Below are 17878 nucleotides of genomic sequence, written 5' to 3' on the forward strand. Positions count from 1 at the left end.
CTTTTTGATTGTTGGGCGAATGCGAAAACGGGCTTTTCACTGATCTGGGCTCTCAAAGGGGCCAGCCAATTCTAGTGGCGGAAACTCTTCATTGTTTAGCGCAAAATAAACGGGTTCGTCGTTAAAGTCGCCTTCATAGGCAAAACTAAGGCTGAAGGGGGTAATATCGCCGCTAGACATGATTAATATTTGCGGCGGTGGCAGTTTCTTTTCTTCTTCGCTGCCTATTTCAACACCATCTTCAGACACGCTTAAGGTTTCGTCGAATATGCCTCGGTCAAAAAGTTGGTCTTCTTTGGTCCAAGGCAAGTCGTCTAAATTTAGCGTAAATGAGAAGTCTTCAGGTAATGTGTGAGGTTCATAATATTTCTCTCCCTCAATACGTTGCCACTCATCATTTTCATCTAAAAAAACAAAGTAGTATTCGTTGTCTTTTTGCTCTATACGAATGCCAAGTTGCTGCTGGTTTAGCACGGCATAATCGCTTGCCATATCGACCAGTACTTGTAGTCGTTGGGCTTGGCTTTTTAGCAAGTCTGCTTTACTGGCGCCAAAGGCATTGAACATCACGTAGCCAGCCGCTAAGCCCATAAGCAACAGTACCAGCATCACTTCTAATAGCGTGAAGCCAGTGTGCTTGTTGTGAGGATGAAAGCGGCCAAGCATAAAATAACTTAGTTTAAGTATTCGTTAATGTTCCAGTTACCAATATCGTCATCGGTACCTGGTTCACCGTCTGGGCCATTTGAAAAAATGTCTACTACGCCTAATTCTCCTGGGCTAATTAACGCATAAGGATTGCCCCAAGGATCTTCTGGCAAACGCTTAATGAAACCGCCTTCTGGGTAGTTTCTTGGAATGGGATCAAGGGTTGGTGCGGTTACTAACGCTTCTAGCCCTTGCTCAGTCGTTGGGAACTTATTGTTTCGAAGCTTATACATTTCAAGCGCGCTTTCCATTTGCTGGATATCAACGGCGGCTTTTTTAAGTTGTGCCACTTCTTGGTTACCCAAAATTTGCGGCGCTACCATCGATGCCATAATGCCGATGATAAGTAGCACCACCATTACTTCAATCAAACTAAATCCAGAACTACGTTTTAAGGTTTTCATCAGATATTCACCATATTGTTTAAGGCCAAAATAGGCTGCAAAATTGCCATTACGATAAACAGCACTATGCCAGCCATCGACACGATAAGTAGAGGTTCAAATACTTTTAGTGAGACACCAACAAGGGCTTCAAATTCCCTATCTTGGTTATCGGCGGCGCGACCAAGCATTTGCTGTAATTCGCCAGACTTTTCACCCGATGCAATCATGTGCATCATCATTGGCGGGAAAATTTTTGTATTGTCGAGCGCAGCGCGCAAGCTGCTCCCTTCTTTTACATTAATGGCAGCATCGGCTACCTGATTCTTTATATGCTGGTTTTCAAGTACATCGCCAGAAATGCGCATAGATTCAAGTAAAGGCACGGCGCTGGCACTTAATATACTTAAGGTACGTGCAAAGCGAGCGGTATTAAGCCCGCGGGACACTTTGCCAATAAGCGGAAGTTTCAAAATAACTTTGTGAAACCTTAGCTTCATCTTTTTCTGCTGAAGCACACGCTGAACAATTACCGCCAGAATAGCCACTACTACCAGCAAGATAAGGCCGTAATTTTGTAGCCAAGTACTTACCGAAATAAGTACTTGGGTAATACCTGGAAGGTCTTGCCCCATATGGTCGAATTGACCCACAATTTTAGGTACAACCACTGTCAGCAATAACATCACAATGCCGAAAGCGAAAAACAGCATAAGCGATGGGTAAATAAGTGCTTGGGTAATTTGGCTGCGAGTTTGCTGGCGTCGTTCGGTATAGTCGGCAAGGCGATTAAGTACCGTATCTAAGTGACCGGATTTTTCACCTGCCGCCACCATGGCGCGGTATAAGTCATCAAATACACTAGGAAATTCAGACAAGGCATCGGCTAAACCATGACCTTCAACCACTTTGCTTCGAACAGCCATCATCATATTCTTTTGACGGGGCTTTTCACACTGCTCGGCAACCGCCAGTAAGGCTTCTTCTACCGGTAAGGCAGATTCTACCAAGGTGGCCATTTGACGGGTTAACAGGGCCAGATCTGAGGCTGAAATTCTCGGTTTAAAAAACGAGAAACCACCACTTTTACCGTCACTTTTTCCGCGCTCGGTAACTTGTTCTACTTCTAAAGGAATGAGCCCTTTTTCACGCAATTGCTGGCGCACTTGGCGAGCATTATCGCCTTCCAGTACACCATTTGCGTTACGGCCACGGTTATTTACCGCTTTATAAGCGAAGGCGGCCATACTAATCCTCCTTGGTTACACGCAGGACTTCTTCTAAAGAGGTAACACCTGCAAGTACCTTACGACACCCGTCATCCCGAATACTGGGGGTAGAGTGCCTGATATATTTTTCAATGGCCTGTTCACCCACGCCTTCATGCATCATTTCGCGCACTTTCTCATTCACCAGCAATAACTCGTGAATACCCGTACGACCTCGGTAACCGGTTTGGTTACAGGCAGCGCAGCCGTGAGGTTGGTAAATGGTAAAGTTGCTATCGGCATCAATATTAAGGGCTTCACACTCTTGCGGATCCGGTGTGTGAGGGGTTTTACACTCTTTACACAGTGTGCGCACTAAGCGCTGCGATAATACCGCCAGTAAACTTGAAGAAAGCAAAAAGGGCTCAATACCCATATCTTCTAAACGGGTGATAGCGCCAGCGGCGGTATTGGTGTGAAGGGTCGATAATACTAAGTGGCCGGTTAAACTGGCTTGAACCGCAATTTGTGCCGTTTCCACATCTCGAATTTCACCCACCATCACCACATCGGGATCTTGTCGCAAAATTGCTCGTAGGCCGCGGGCGAAGGTCATATCTACACGAGGATTTACCTGTGTTTGACCAATGCCGGGTAAGTCAAATTCAATAGGATCTTCTACGGTTAAAATATTGCGGTCGCGAGAGTTAATTTCGCTAAGGCCTGCATACAAGGTGGTACTTTTACCAGAACCTGTTGGGCCAGTAACCAAAATAATACCGTGAGGCTTTCTAATTAATGAAGAAAAATGGTCGCGGTTTTGCTGGGTCATGCCTAAGTCTTTTAGGTTTAACCGTGCGTTGTTTTTATCTAATAAACGCAGCACCACACGCTCACCATGGCTAGACGGCATAGTAGACACACGTACATCTACTGCGCGGCCTGCAATGCGTAGGGTAATACGGCCATCTTGCGGTACCCGTTTTTCAGCAATATCAAGTTTCGCCATTACCTTAATACGAGAAACCAGCATGGAAGAGAGCTTACGATTGGGGCGTAAAATCTCTCGTAATACACCATCTACACGAAACCGAACCACTAACTGGTTTTCAAAGGTTTCAATGTGAATATCCGACGCGCCTTCTTTAATCGCTTCACCTAACATGGCATTAATCAGCTTGATGATAGGGGCGTCGTCTTCGTTATCTAATAAATCTTCGGTATCAGGTAAATCTTCCGCAAGGGCAAACAAATCGCTCTCGTTACCTAAGTCTTCCATTAACTGCTTTGCTGCAGAACTATCACGCTGGAATGCACTGGTTAGAAAGCTTTCGAACTCATCAGCAGCAATAGTTTTAGGTACAAAAGGTTCGCCGTAAAAGCGGCGTACTTCGGCAAACACTTCAAAAGGGGTGTTTTCCGTAAAATACAGCACAGCAGGAGTGACATTGGTTTCAAGCAATACCTGGTTACGCTTAGCAAAGCTGAACGAAAGCTGGCGAGGGCCAGCCACGGCTTCTGGTAAGCCTTCTTCATCAACCATTGCTTCGAGCGCTTCTTCCTGTGCCTCTACCGCAAGGGTGAGTTGCTCGTCTTGACCTGCCATATTACTCGTTACCTTCATCAAGGTTGTCTTTCTCAGTCAGGTATTCTTCAAATGAAGGCGGCAAGGAAAGTTCATCATCCCAATTAGGCATACTAGGGCTTTCAGCGTTTGGCATTAGTGAAATACCATCTTGCTGGCGTTTAAGCTGTAAGGCACGAATGTAGTTGTACTTACGATGGCTAATAGAGTTCATGGTTGCGCCATCACGAACGATAGTTGGCTTTAAAAACACCATTAGGTTACGTTTACGTTTGCTGGTAGACGTCGACTTAAACAAGTTACCAATAATAGGAATATCGCCTAATAAAGGCACTTTAGATACGCTTTCTTGAACGTCTTCGTCTATCAAGCCGCCTAATACAATCGTGCCGCCATCATCTACAATAACCGTAGTTTTAATTTCACGTTTATTAATAGAGATATCTACCGAGGTGGCACCACTGACGCTAGATACTTCTTGTTCAATTAATAACTGAACTGCATCGCCTTCATTTATTTGAGGCGTGACTTTAAGCTTAATGCCTACTTCTTGGCGATCGACCGTTTGGAACGGGTTCGAGTTATTCGAGCCTGTAGAAGTACCAGTAATAATCGGTACTTCTTGCCCTACAATGAAATAAGCTTCTTCGTTGTCCATGGTCGTAAGGTGCGGTGTGGCCAATACGTTAGAGTTAGTGTCGGTACTAACTGCTTGCACAACCGCGCCCCAGCCGTTATCAATAATACCCGCAATTAAGCCATTCGCACTGCCTAACAAGCTAGCAAGAGAAGTATAATCACCTTCATCAGTAGTGGTGACCTCAACTACAGCACCCTCATCGGTCACATAGGCTTCGGTATCGGTATCGTCTTCCGCTTCTTTAAGCGCTACCGCCAACGATCCTACTGGGATGACACCATTGCTAAACTGAGTACCACCGCCATTTTCAGACACCCACTGTACACCTAAGGTAGTGCCGTCACCTTCGAATACTTCTACAATAATGGCTTCAACCTGTACCTGTGCGCGGCGAATATCAAGCTGACGGACCACTTCTTCTAGTGAGCGCATCATGTCAGGTTCCGCAGTGATTACTAACGCATTAGAATCTTCATGGGCATCAATGCTGACGTCACGGTTAGATGAACCACGGCTGTTGGTGCTGCCACTTTTCTCTTCTGCTTGAATACTGGCAGAAACCCCTTGTAGTACTTTTACTAGATCGTCGGCTTTGGCATAGTTAAGAAACATTACGCGAGTATTACCGCTGGTTTCTAACTCCTGATCCATACGCTCAATAAGATTAATTAAACGTTGGCGGGCTTTAATGTCGCCGCTTACAATCACAGAGTTAGTACGGTCGTCGGCTACCACTCGAGGGTCTGACTTAGCACCGGTATTAGCTTTACCTTGTGATTTGTTAATGCTGTCGATAATACGCACCATTTCAGAGGCTGAGGCGAAACGTAGCTTCACAATCTCAACTTCTTCATCACCTGCACGGTCAACACGCTCAATAATTTCAACTAAGCGGTTCACCACAGCCGCGCGGCCAGTAATCATCATTACGTTTGAAGGGTCGTGGCTTACTACATTACCACCGCCAGCTTGGTCGTTAAGTTGACGTAGAATAGGCGCTAATTCTCTTACCGGTACGTTATAAACAGGCACGACGCGGGTGATCATTTCATCACCGTCTTTCGCTGAACCTTCTACTACAGGAATGTTTGATGTTTTAGCATCTTTAGAGCGTACTACTTTTAAAATACCGCTCGGCATTTCAACCACAGCAAAGTCGTAAACCTGAAGCACGTTTAAAAAGAATTGATAATACTGATCTTCAGTCAGCATATCGTAGCTTCGAACACTGATTTTACCGCGAACATTGGGGTCGACAATAATGGTCCGCTCTAAGTTTTTGCCCACAATATTAATGAACTCACTAATATCAGTGTCTTTAAAATTAGGCATATATTCAGCGGCGGTTACCGAGAAACAAAGAAGGGCCGTGCACAGGGCTGTGCTCAGGCGAGATAACAATTTTTGGCTAGTGCGCCTTTTCATTCTGTCTTCCTTTAATTCTTATTCTGCTGATGGCTCAGGTAAATCGAGATAGAGCGTAGTAAAACTGCCATCACGAATGATTGTAAGTTCAATATTCTGAGCATTGCGAAGTTCAGATAGTGCTTCTTGGGATTGCTGCATGTCTGTCAGATCCAATCCGTTAATTTGTGCAATAACATCGCCGGCTTGAAGCCCTGCTGACTTAAATAATGCGGGTTCTTTACCTGGGCTAACTTGATAGCCGATTAGCTGTCCTTCTTCCGTTTTTGGCGAAATAGAGATGAAGTCGGTAAAGCTTGCTGGGCGATCTCGCAGTGAAGCGGTTGCTTCAATGGCTTCTTCACTTAACTGTCTTGAATCGGGCTCGTCTCGCTCATCTGGAACAGGCTGTGGACGACGTTTAGCTTGTTGTTGGCGACGTTTGTTCGCTTCGTCGTAATCAATGCCATCTAACATCAAGGTTTCGTTTCTAACCCCATTTTTAATAATAACTCGGTCTCGGAAAACTTGCTTCAGGGTGGCGTTAGTGCCTTCAATCTTTTCACCCAGACCATACACCGCTTGACTATTGCGATTTTCGATAACCGCAGTGCTAGAACCTTCATCCGAACTTGCCACCACACCGGTAAGGGTAAGGTTAAGACGCGTTTCAGGCGCATCGGTAACTGGCGCTTCTTCTACCTTTGCAGGCGCGGCTGCCGCGTTACCAAATAAATTTAATTGTTGTATTTTGCGTATGTTGACCCCACTTTGCCCTGAAGCCGTAGAAGGTATAGGCGCAAAACTCACTGCGGGAGTCGCAGATAATTGAGGTTCAGGTATAATTCGCCATAGTAGCTTAGCGGCAAAGGCTATTAAATATAGGCTCAGCAGCACCACAATTAACGTGTGAAGTTGTTTTTGGTTCTGGTTTACAAAAACAACCAGAGACTGTGGATTGAGTTTATCGAATGTCATGTCGCCACTTGATGGTACTGCTTATTATTAAAGTGAAAATTTGGTTAACCGCGCTTTGTCCGACCCATCATAGCCTAGTCGAGGTGGGGCTCACAACACTAAAGCCGCACCGTTACGAAATTATTACAAAGGTCTTATGGAAACGAACAATACATCACAAAATGTGAGGCTAGACAAGTGGCTATGGGCTGCAAGGTTTTTCAAAACCCGCGCCATTGCCAGAGACATGGTTCAGTCAGGAAAAGTTCACTACAACGGACAGCGCACCAAGCCCGGCAAGAATGTAGAGCTTGGCGCAGTGATAAAAGTTCCCTCAGGTTGGGATAATCGCGATGTTATTGTTCGAGGGCTCAGTGATAAACGACTCAGTGCAGCACTTGCTCAAGACTTATATGAAGAAACTGAGACAAGTGTAACAAAACGTGAAGAAAACCAAGTTGCACGAAAATTGAACGCTTTTCATAGTCCTAAGCCAGAACATCGGCCAGATAAAAAACAGCGCAGACAAATTATTAAATTTAAGCAGCAGTAGAAGTACGCTGCCTAACAGGACAAGTTTATGAGTGATTTTGACAAATTACATCGATTTTTATTTACCCAAGCAAACGTTCGCGGCGAATTAGTTCGTTTAGATGAAAGCTTAAAGCACATTGTTCATAGCTATGAATACCCCGTGCAAATTCAGCGTCTGTTAGGGCAGTTGGCCGCGGCAACATCTTTACTTACGGCTACGCTTAAATTTAAAGGCGAAATTGCCCTACAAATTCAAAGTAAAGGGCCCGTAAGTTACGCGGTTATTAATGCCACCCATGAACAAACGTTTCGTGGTATTGCCCGCTGGGATGAAAGCCTTGAAACGCTTCCAGAAGCGTTTGATGAGTTACTTACCGAAGCGGTATTGGTGATGACAATTACTCCTGATGAAGGCGAGCGTTATCAAGGTATTGTGGCATTAGATAAGCCAACATTAGCTGAGTGTTTAGAAGAATACTTCGCCCAGTCAGAACAGTTAGCCACTCGCGTGCACTTAATGACCGACTTACAAGATGAAAACAATGCCAGAGCGGCGGGTATGCTGCTTCAAGTATTACCAACAGATGCTAGCGCCACTGACATCACCCAAGCAACAGGGTTTGATCATATTGCTACGTTAACCGAAACCTTAACGGAAAAAGAAATGTTCTCGTTGTCGGTAGAAGACATTCTTTATCGTTTGTACCACCAAGAAGAAGTGGAAGTGTACCCAGCGAAAGCGGTTAGCTTTGCGTGTACATGTTCCAAGGAACGCAGTGCAGAAGCGCTTCGTAACATCGATAAAGCTGAGCTTTTATCCATAGTAAAAGAAGATGGCGACATTAAGATGAATTGTCAGTATTGCCATGCAGAATATCGTTTCGATAGTATCGATATTGAGGCGATTCACAGTGGTAATGCACCCTCACCTGATACTAATCAATAAGGGGGTACTCCTTACCCTTAAGTCGCCCCTAAAATAAGAAAACCTCTTAATTCATTTCCCTTTACAGCACTTGTTGTAAGGGGAAGTTGATAAAAAACCACGTATCCCGTTTGGTATCCCTCCTTAAAATAAAAAATGTAATTTTATTACGTTTTTTTCGAAAGTTGATCCAGATTAATAATCAGTATTCTTTATAGAAATAACGCTATGCCTTTATTTACTTTAGACTCAGTTAAATGATACTTTTTGAAAGTGCTATTGAAAGATTACATTAAGGGTTACGGTTATGAGTGTAGCAGCGTCTTTAAAAACGGATTTAAAAATCTCTCCATTGGTTGATTTGCCTAGCGCCGAATTAATCGAACGCGCAATTAAGCGGGGCGAGGGTGTGTTAGACACTAACGGGGCTTTGGTCGTTGAAACCGGTGAAAGAACGGGTCGCTCACCAAATGATAGGTTTATCGTAAAAGAGCCTTCCACTGAGAATGAAATCGATTGGGGCAAGGTTAATAAGCCATTTGATGCTACTAAATTCGATGCCTTATGGAACAAAGTAGAGGCCTACCTAACTACTCAAGAGCATTTTCTATCTCACCTTCAAGTGGGCTCAGATCCTGCGCATGCACTTCCTTTAGAAGTAAGAACGCAAACTGCGTGGCAGCACGTTTTTGCGCGTAATCTTTTTATCGTGCCAGACAAATGGAACGTTAATAACGAAAGCCCGTGGCAAGTATTAAATGTTCCTGGGTTTGTGTGTGACCCAGAGCGTGACGGCACCAACAGTGATGGCGTGGTAGTCATTAATTTTGCTAAAAAACGTGTGCTTATTGCCGGCATGAGATACGCCGGTGAAATGAAAAAAGCCATGTTCTCGGTTCAGAATTTCTTACTTCCTGCGAAAGACATATTACCCATGCATTGCTCCGCCAACGTAGGCGAGCAAGGCGATGTAACTTTGTTCTTTGGTTTATCGGGTACAGGTAAAACCACGTTATCTGCCGATCCTAAACGCTTTTTAATTGGCGATGATGAACACGGTTGGGGCGAAGGCAGCGTGTTTAATATTGAGGGCGGCTGCTATGCAAAATGTATCGACCTTTCGCAAAAGAACGAACCGGTTATTTGGGACGCCATCAAGTTTGGCACTATTTTAGAAAACGTTGTGTTAGACGATACTCGCACCCCAGATTACAAAGATACGTCGCTAACCCAAAATTCACGGGCGGCTTATCCGTTAAGCCACATTGAAAAGCGGGTTGAAGCAAACCGTGGCGGCGAGCCTCGCTCTGTCGTATTTTTAACCTGTGATGTAAGTGGTGTGTTACCGCCTGTATCAGTACTAAGTGAAGAAGCGGCAGCCTATCATTTCTTAAGTGGCTACACCGCGAAAGTGGGCTCGACAGAAATTGGTTCAACCTCAGATATTGAATCAACATTTTCTACCTGTTTTGGCGCACCCTTCTTCCCACGCCCAGCAGGCGTGTATGCCGAATTACTGATTAAGCGTGTAAAAGCGTTTAATGCCAAAGTGTACTTGGTGAATACCGGTTGGACTGGCGGGCCTTACGGTACAGGTCAGCGTTTCGACATTCCTACTACTCGCGCTATTATCGATGCCATTGTATCGGGTGATTTAGCCAATGTTGAAACCCAACATATTGAAGGCTTAAACCTTGATGTGCCTGTTGCAGTATCAGGCGTTAACGATAATTTATTAGTGCCTAAGCAAACCTGGAATGATGCAGAAAAATACGAAGAATATGCGCAGAATCTAGTCAATAGCTTTAAGCAAAATTTTGAGAAATACGATGTTAGCGACGCCATTGTAAAGGCAGGTCCTGGCAACTAATTCTTGCTGCGTTTTTTTAGGGCGCAGTTAGATGTTAGGGGAGGCAACCCTTCCCTTCCCAACCTTCATCACACTCAACGTGATTGATGTTTTGCCCGCGCTTAGCCGCGGGCTTTTTTCGTTTCCTATCTTGCGCGAGTTATACTAAAGGCGTACTGTAGCGTCCTTGGTAGTCGATAACGGTCTCACGTTAAAATACGCTCCAAACAAAAAATCAAAAAACGTTGTAGTAAGTCTCTTAACTACAAATCATGCCCTGCTACACCAAAATATTGCACTATTTCGTTTAGAACCCTGTTTGTAAAGGAGCATGGATGAGTCGTCGTCCTATTACTGTTGTTATATTTTCCGGTTTTTTCTTACTGGGTATGTTGTTTATATTATGGGGTATTTTACTGCCAGATATTGCTGCCGACCTGCGTATGTCAGAGCTGGTAAGTGGTTTGTTCTTCTCGCTTTTCTCATTGGGTATGATGGTGGGAGCCGTAGTTGGCGGTAAGTACGTTAGTCGCTTTGATTACATGCCATTGTTAGCATCGCTGTTGGGTATAAACGCTGTTTTATTATTGCTTATATCGTCATTACACGGATGGCAATGGGTATTGGTGGTGGCCGTCGTTATAGGCATAGTCAGTTCCTCAATTTTTACTATTGGGCACACCTTAATTGCCCGCTTGTATGAAGAAAAGCGCTTTACCATGATGGGGCTAATGGACTTTATGTTCAGTTTAGGCACTTTTGCCGCTTCGTTTTTTGTTACCTTGCTTTATCTTCAAGAAGAAAACTGGCGTAGACCAATTCAAGTGCTTGCACTATTTATGCTAGCCCTGTCGGCGTATACCTTTATGGCAGCGCACTCTCAAGCCAAATTGCTCCGAGGCCAACCAAAAGCGCAGCGTAAAACACTCAATTTTGGTGCGGTAATTAAACAACCTATCTTTATATTTATGGCGTTGCTTAGTTTTGGCTATGGGGCTGTAGAGTTTGGCAATGCAAATTGGTTTGTAAGCTATGCGCAAAACGGCATTGGGTTTACCGGTGAACAATCTCGAAACCTGCTCGCATGTTTTACTGCGGGTATGGTAATAAGCCGGTTGGTTTTTCCTTTTTTATTGCGATTTATGTCGGTGCATCGGCTCATTGTCATATTGGCTACAGCGTCGTTGTGCGGCGTATTTGCCATTAAACTTACCACTGACCTGTACAGTATGGGCGCAGGTAACTTACTGTTAGGGCTTGGCTTAGGTGGGTTATTTCCACTTATGTTGTCGGCAGCCATGAATATTGATAGTGATAATGGCCCCGTATTATCTGGCATTTGTATTATTGGCAACTCTACCGGCGTGCAAGTGGCCTCTTTTTCAACGGGGTTATGGGCAAACTATGTCCCCCTTACCACTGCGTTTTGGGTAATACCTATGGGGGGATGTATGTTGTGGGTTGCTGCGTGGGCGTATAGCCGAATGGTGAAACAGCACGGTTACTCATGAAGGGGTAAATAGAACTCTGCGATTAAACCTTGCTGTGGGTGATTGCGTAGCTCCACACCACCATCATGAGCTTCCACAATACGTCTTATAATTGATAAACCTAAGCCAGAGCCCGATGTACTTCGGGCTTTGTCACCTTGCGCGAAGGGCATAAATACATGCTCTAATTCTGCTGCGGGAATACCAGGGCCAAAGTCGCGTATTTTACAGTAAACCCGTTTTTCATTACGGTTATAAAACGTGGAGATAACAATATTATCGGAGCCGTAGCGAAAGGCGTTCTCGATAATATTATCGATAACCCGCTTCATGGCTACGCGGCGTAAATCAAGCAAGGGAATATCGTTAAGCTTCAACGCGATATGATGCTTCTCTTCAATATGCCGCGCTTGCGCTAATTCGATAATAAGACTGTTTAGGTCAGTATTTTCTTTTATCTCTTCTGTGTCGTAGCGGGCGTAGTCGATGAATTGATCGATAATCGCATTCATATCTTCAATATCGTTAACAATGCCATCTTTTATCCAGTTTTGAGATTCAGGCAGCATTTCAGACGCAAGACGAATGCGTGTCAGCGGAGTACGTAAATCGTGAGATATACCTGCCGTCATCAAAGTCCGGTCATGTTCTAGCTGCTTGATGCCTTGATTCATACGGTTGAAGGCGCGGGTAACTTGAATCATTTCCGTGCTGCCTTGCTCTTTAAGTGGCGCGGGGTGCTCACCTTTACCTACCGCTAATGCGGCTTTTTGCAAAGAAGACAGTGGCATGGTCATACGCCGAACAAATAGCCAACCACCCGCCACACTTAATATACCTATCACCATCAAATACATGGTTAACGGTGAAATATTCGCTTCGTTTAAGCCGGTTATGGGTATAGCAATCCAAGTGTCGGGGTAGCGAGACAACGAGATCCATACCGTATAAGGTGCGCTGGCGTCGGTTTTTTGCGAAACCGTACTAATGCGAACATCGGCAAGTTGCTCAATTTGTTTGCTTACTTGCGATGACATAAACCCATAATAAACCGCGCTTTCTAAACCTTTGGTTCTTGCTTTGCTGGCATCGAGTATTTGAATGTCGGTTTTGTCGTAATAGCGGGCTCTGCTGTCGTCATTGCTGACTAATAAGTCTTCTGCTAATACCGATTTCACTTGCGTGGCAAGTAGGCTGTTGATTTGCTGATAACTAGGCTGAATAAAATAATAGGTTACAGACAGGTAAGAAACGACTTGGTTAATAAGCAAAAGTACGCCAATCAGCATGACTGTTTGGCCAAATGCACTTTGAGGAACCAGACGCACTACTTCACCAACCTATATAAACAACCCATTTTTCCCATGGTTATTTATGCCTGCTCACCATCGGGTACGAATACATAGCCTAAACCCCAAACGGTTTGAATATACCTCGGGTTGGCGGGGTCTTTCTCTAGCATTCTACGCAATCGCGATACTTGAACATCAATACTGCGTTCTAGCGCGCTGTAGTCTCGCCCGCGAGCAAGATTCATAAGCTTATCTCGTGATAATGGCTCTCTAGGGTGGGTAACTAAAGACTTCAATACCGCAAACTCGCCGCTTGTGAGGGTAAGAGGGGTAGTACCCGCAGTCATTTCTCGGGTAGCCAAATTCAGTTTGTATTCGCCAAATTCGATAACTTGAACGTCTTTAGAAGGCGCGCCTGGGGCTTCACTATTGCGACGACGTAATACCGCCTTCGCACGTGCAAGTAACTCTCGGGGGTTGAATGGCTTAGGTAAGTAGTCATCGGCACCCATTTCAAGGCCAATGATTCTGTCTACTTCATCGCCTTTTGCGGTAAGCATGATGATAGGAAGTTCGTTGCCCATCTGTCGTAATCGACGACAAATAGACAAGCCATCTTCGCCAGGAAGCATTAAATCTAACACCATAAGGTGAAAGTTCTCGCGTTCAAGCAATCGGTCCATTTGCTCTGCATTTCCAGCGCTTCGCACCTGGTAGCCTTGCTCCACTAAATAGCGTTCAAGTAAGCTACGAAGGCGCATATCGTCATCGACAACGAGAATTTTAGACGTTTCCTGACCCATGACATGCCTTTAATAGTAGTTTTCTTCACTATAACGACTCGTCACCAAATACAAAAGAGAGGAATGCATGAAAGCCTTCTCCTCTTTGTTACAAATAGTGTCTGTTAGCAACTACTCAAAGCGAACGACATTAAGTGCTTTGGTGTCGGCGGTGCCGTTTAAGGTGTCGGAATATAGGGCAACAATTTGCTGAGAGCCTGTGTGTTCTTGCTCAAAAAAGGTATCTTGAACTTTTCCTGCAAACCCCTTCCAGGCCTTTGCATATTTTGCTAAAAATGCCTCGTGCCCCCATTCCTGCTGACGTTGCTTAACTCGTGCAGGAGCAAAAAATATTTCTGCATCTAAGGCATTCTTATTGGGTTTTTGCTCGGCTTTCCAATCGGTGGCACCAATAAGCGTTACTTTGGAAAGCTTATCACCAAGGGCGTCGCCAAGTGATGTGATCAAAGCACCGTTGGCAGCAAAATCGAGCAACCAGTATTGCTGATCTTTAGACAGTGTTTCTACATCGTCGTAGCTAAATACGTGGTCGTAGCAACCTGACGCTTTTACCATGTCTACATTTGACGCAGAGGTTAACCCAATGACTTGATAATTAGCATGTCTGTGAACTTTTTGATCTTTAAGCCGTTGAGCGGTGCCCAATGCAGTTTTGCTAGATGCACTAGAGAGCAATAATGACTCACCTTTGCTAAATTCATCTACAAAATCATCCAGCACAAACGAGGTCATATATAACGGACGGAAATTTAGCTGCCAAGCTTCACGGCTTTCATCATACCCAGGGTCAACGGCGCAGCGTAGAAATTGGTCGTAAACCGGGCTAATACTTTTACGATTTTCGTGAATATCAGAAAAACCATGGGGGGCGACCTTTCCGGCTTTGATTACCCAGTAGCTTGCCATAGGCAGGTAACCAAACACTTTCTCGCCTGCTTTAATGTCAGCGTGGTTTGATGCCACCACAGTGGCAAATCCCCATACAGGTACAATGCCGTAACCTTCATCAGCGGGGAAAAAACCCCAGTACCCCATGGTAAAGCCCAGCGCGGCATAAGTAATATTATTGGCTGAAAAACCAAAGCTGTCAGTTTTAAGTAAAACCTCATCTTCAGCTAAGTCATTGGTAGATAGGGTTTTGTCTACTACTTGGGTGGCGTCGATTTTGTCTTGTTTCACCCAAATCTGCGTACTGGTTACGGTTGTCATGGCGTCACCTTTCATCTCATTTTAATAGACTACGATGCCGTACTTTGTATGGGTTTTCGACTTTAGGTTGTAAATAGATTGTTATAGGGGCGGCGAATACACTAAGTCGCAGGCATGCTTTCTCGATATAGCTGCGGCAGTATTGCGAATTTTTCGCTTTCGGTTAGTGTTCACCGCGAACGCAAGAAAGTAGAAACGACCACCACTGAAAATCGAAAGCGGTGGTCGATGTTTCCGCTAGAAAGAATAGCTAAACATGACTGAGCCCGTTCGGCCCTCAGAAGGCTTAACCACTACAGAGTCGAACAAGTCGGCAGACGTGTAATACTCCTCTTCAAATAAGTTATTTACGCTGAGTAGTATGCGGTAGTTTTCAGCTACATAACCCACCGAGCCAGTCCATACCATGTAACTAGGCAGCAATATGGTTTCCAATACATCGGTGTAGGTTTCATCCGCCCACCCAAAACCAAGGCTAGCTGTTACTCTGCCTCTTTCTAAAGGCTTGTTATAGTTCAGGAACAAGCTCACAGTGTTGTCAGGTAGGCCGCCACGGTCAAGTTCTACACCTTCGCCTACAAAGGTAGACCGGTTGCCCGCAATTCGGCCTCCGTATACTTGATACGCTTCAAGACCATTCTGGGCAGCAAAGTCAGCGCCGTTGATCACCGCTAATGCACCATCACTCACCTCGGTGGTTTCAATATGGGTAGCGGTAGCAGTAAGCGAGAAACTTTCATTCAAAATAGCGCGAGCTTCAAATTCAACCCCTTCACTGTAAACCGCTACTAACGCTGAGGTTTGCCCGATTCTGTCGGTTTTTTCCTGATCAAATATGGCGAGGGCAGCATAGAGTGATTCATCGTCGCTGCTGTATTTAATTCCTAACTCGGCTAAGGTTGATTCTGCTAAATACTCACCGTTATCCACACTACTTGGAATAATCCCACCAAGTTGATTGGTGCTTAGTGAACTCGACTCAGCGTAAGTGGCGTAAGGCACAAATCCCGACTCCATCTTGTACGACACGCTCACATTGTAACTAAACGCTGACTCGGTATCGGTATGCACCTCACCATCGCCAAACGGAATACCTAACAAGGAAATGGCCTGGTCTTCTGATTCAACATCGAAATAGTCGTACCTAGCACCAAGTAAGATGCTCCAAGACTCAAGGGTGATATCGGCAATATAAAACAAGCCCGCATTAAGCATGGTGGAAACCTGCTCTTCGTTATAGTTTCTTCTTACCGTGCCATCAATGCCGGTAGGGTTACCGTCTTCATCGTAAATAATAGTGGCATCTTCATAGGGGTCATCTACCGCCCAATCAATTCTATCGTCAGGGGTAGGCCCTACGGTAATGTCTCGAAAGTCGAAGGTTTCGTCGTAGTACGCATGGTTGTAGTCGAGGTCTTCGTTACGAATACTGATACCGGTAATGTGTTGAATGGTGGCACTATCATGAAAGGTTTCAAAGTTTAGACTTGTTCTAAATTCCATAGCTTCGGCCCCAGGGTAATCTGCGGTAAAGCCCCAGCTCTGAAACTTAGTATGATCCATATAATCATAATAAAACTGGTTCTTCCACGTCATATCATCCGACAAATAGGTCGTAAAATCTAAGTACGCAGTGAATGCTGTCGAGTCAGCGAAATCAATATCATCAATAAAGGTCGTTTTATGATCTATTTGCGCGGTGCCGGGGTTACTGAGTGCATAGGCATTTTCAATCCCGTCAGCCACACCAGGACAAGAAAGCAGCATAGCGTTATAAGTATAGTTACTGTTATCGGCGGTACCCGGGCTGCAAAAAGTACCTACGCCTGAAAACGACGAGTTAATGAAGTAAGGCGCAAATGGCGAGATAAAACCCGACTCTTGAGGCAGTAGTCTATCTGCCCCAATAGGGTTATCTGAATTTTTTGCCACGGGTGCACCTGTGATGTAGGTGCCATTATCAATTAAATCTTGGGTTACCCTGTTCCATCCTGGTACTTGAATGGCATCTGATGTTTGGTATTGGAAACCAAATTCCATCAATGTGTCTTCGGTTAAATCGATATCAAATGCAACTTGCACAATCTCATTCGTTGGCTCGTAATTATCGTAATAGGAACCTGAATCTTCTGCTTCAGCAAAAATGTATACGCCTGCTTGTTTATCACCAAACATGAAAGGTGTACCGCCCTCTACAGCAAGAATTTTTTGATCGTATGTGCCTAGGGTTAAGTGGATTTCGCCGGTAGCTTCATCAAAGTATTTTGTGGCATCTGATTTAGCCGATTTGGGTGAGTAATTTAATTGCCCGCCTACACTACCGTTTCCATATAAAGGGCTAACCGGCCCCCGCATAACTTCCAACCCTTTTGCCCCACGAATATTGGTTTTAAACGCACCTGGGTTGGCAATTCGTCTAAAGCCACGAAAGTAGTTATCTGCCGATTCACCACGAATATCCATGGCGCCTTGAATACCAAAAAATGAACTGGTAAAGGCTCCAGGGGTTATTCGTACGAGATCATCTACAGAACGCAATCCGTACGCTTCAATTAGGTCTGAACTAATATCGGTTACCGAGCGTGGTGTTTCTACCAAAGACTTATCTAAGCCAAATGCACTTTTCGATTCTATTGGAATCAGTGAGTTGAGGTCTTTTACACCGGTAATTGAAATGGTTTCCATGTCTTCATCACTCGGTGTTTCTTGCGCCAAAGTAGCACCCGAGTATGAGGCAAAGAGCGAAAGCATCGTTAAATAGAGGGTTTTATGCGTAAATTTTTTCATTGAGCAGCCTAGTGTGTGTTGTTGCGCAACGCGCTTTTTAGTTATGTATTAAATAGCTCACGTCTTTTTTTGCTTTAAGTAGTAGGCGTAAACAGTTTAGTTGT

The 17878-nt window shown here is 44.7% G+C and carries 14 protein-coding genes; 4 read left to right on the top strand and 10 right to left on the bottom strand.

What is annotated here, in order from left to right; genetic code table 11:
- Positions 1–36 precede the first annotated feature (36 nt).
- From gspH to gspC, 6 genes are read right to left on the bottom strand one after another with little or no spacing between them, the layout of a single operon-like run.
- Entirely contained in the window at positions 37–666 is a 630-nt protein-coding gene (gspH, locus tag AAC006_RS04755; protein WP_013786670.1) for a type II secretion system minor pseudopilin GspH, read from the bottom strand.
- 8 nt (positions 667–674) lie between these two features.
- Entirely contained in the window at positions 675–1112 is a 438-nt protein-coding gene (gene gspG, locus AAC006_RS04760; protein ID WP_013786669.1) for a type II secretion system major pseudopilin GspG, read from the bottom strand.
- Positions 1112–2338: a type II secretion system inner membrane protein GspF gene (gene gspF / locus AAC006_RS04765; RefSeq protein WP_126872108.1), complete on the bottom strand. Its 1227-nt coding sequence runs from the start codon at positions 2336–2338 to the stop codon at positions 1112–1114. Before gspF ends, gspG begins: the two co-directional genes overlap by 1 nt.
- A gap of 1 nt (position 2339) precedes the next feature.
- A complete protein-coding gene (gene gspE / locus AAC006_RS04770) occupies positions 2340–3905 on the bottom strand; it encodes a type II secretion system ATPase GspE (RefSeq protein ID WP_013786667.1) in 1566 nt (521 codons plus the stop codon).
- A 1-nt stretch (position 3906) separates the two neighbouring features.
- Positions 3907–5949, bottom strand: coding sequence for a type II secretion system secretin GspD (gspD, locus tag AAC006_RS04775; protein ID WP_126872107.1), 2043 nt, complete (start codon positions 5947–5949; stop codon positions 3907–3909).
- A gap of 18 nt (positions 5950–5967) precedes the next feature.
- Positions 5968–6906 (bottom strand): type II secretion system protein GspC, encoded by a 939-nt coding sequence (gene gspC / locus AAC006_RS04780; protein ID WP_126872106.1) that lies wholly within the window; start codon positions 6904–6906, stop codon positions 5968–5970.
- Between the two features lie 136 nt (positions 6907–7042).
- On the opposite strand from gspC, the gene hslR reads away from it, so the two are divergent.
- The 4 genes from hslR (at position 7043) to AAC006_RS04800 (ending at position 11704) form a co-directional block, all read left to right on the top strand.
- The gene (gene hslR, locus AAC006_RS04785) at positions 7043–7438 is read left to right on the top strand and encodes a ribosome-associated heat shock protein Hsp15 (protein ID WP_013786664.1); all 396 of its coding nucleotides are present in this window, start codon (positions 7043–7045) and stop codon (positions 7436–7438) included.
- Between the two features lie 27 nt (positions 7439–7465).
- Positions 7466–8365 (top strand): Hsp33 family molecular chaperone HslO, encoded by a 900-nt coding sequence (gene hslO, locus AAC006_RS04790; protein ID WP_339890802.1) that lies wholly within the window; start codon positions 7466–7468, stop codon positions 8363–8365.
- 286 nt (positions 8366–8651) lie between these two features.
- Positions 8652–10214 (top strand): phosphoenolpyruvate carboxykinase, encoded by a 1563-nt coding sequence (locus AAC006_RS04795; RefSeq protein ID WP_339890804.1) that lies wholly within the window; start codon positions 8652–8654, stop codon positions 10212–10214.
- Positions 10215–10528: 314 nt separating this feature from the next.
- On the top strand, positions 10529–11704 hold the full coding sequence (locus tag AAC006_RS04800) for an MFS transporter (RefSeq protein WP_126872103.1): 1176 nt from the start codon (positions 10529–10531) through the stop codon (positions 11702–11704).
- On the opposite strand, the gene envZ is transcribed toward AAC006_RS04800, so the two are convergent.
- From envZ to AAC006_RS04820, 4 genes are all read right to left on the bottom strand, one after another.
- Complete coding sequence (envZ, locus tag AAC006_RS04805) at positions 11695–13011, bottom strand: two-component system sensor histidine kinase EnvZ (RefSeq protein WP_339350607.1); 1317 nt, start codon at positions 13009–13011, stop codon at positions 11695–11697. The two genes, AAC006_RS04800 and envZ, sit on opposite strands and share 10 nt — an antisense overlap.
- A gap of 44 nt (positions 13012–13055) precedes the next feature.
- On the bottom strand, positions 13056–13778 hold the full coding sequence (gene ompR / locus AAC006_RS04810; RefSeq protein WP_013786659.1) for a two-component system response regulator OmpR: 723 nt from the start codon (positions 13776–13778) through the stop codon (positions 13056–13058).
- Positions 13779–13889: 111 nt separating this feature from the next.
- Positions 13890–14987 (bottom strand): DUF2855 family protein, encoded by a 1098-nt coding sequence (locus AAC006_RS04815; protein ID WP_339890805.1) that lies wholly within the window; start codon positions 14985–14987, stop codon positions 13890–13892.
- Between the two features lie 237 nt (positions 14988–15224).
- On the bottom strand, positions 15225–17774 hold the full coding sequence (locus AAC006_RS04820; protein ID WP_126872101.1) for a TonB-dependent receptor plug domain-containing protein: 2550 nt from the start codon (positions 17772–17774) through the stop codon (positions 15225–15227).
- Positions 17775–17878 lie beyond the last annotated feature (104 nt).

This window comes from uncultured Alteromonas sp. (assembly GCF_963976965.1).
Classification (GTDB): Bacteria; Pseudomonadota; Gammaproteobacteria; order Enterobacterales; family Alteromonadaceae; genus Alteromonas; species Alteromonas naphthalenivorans.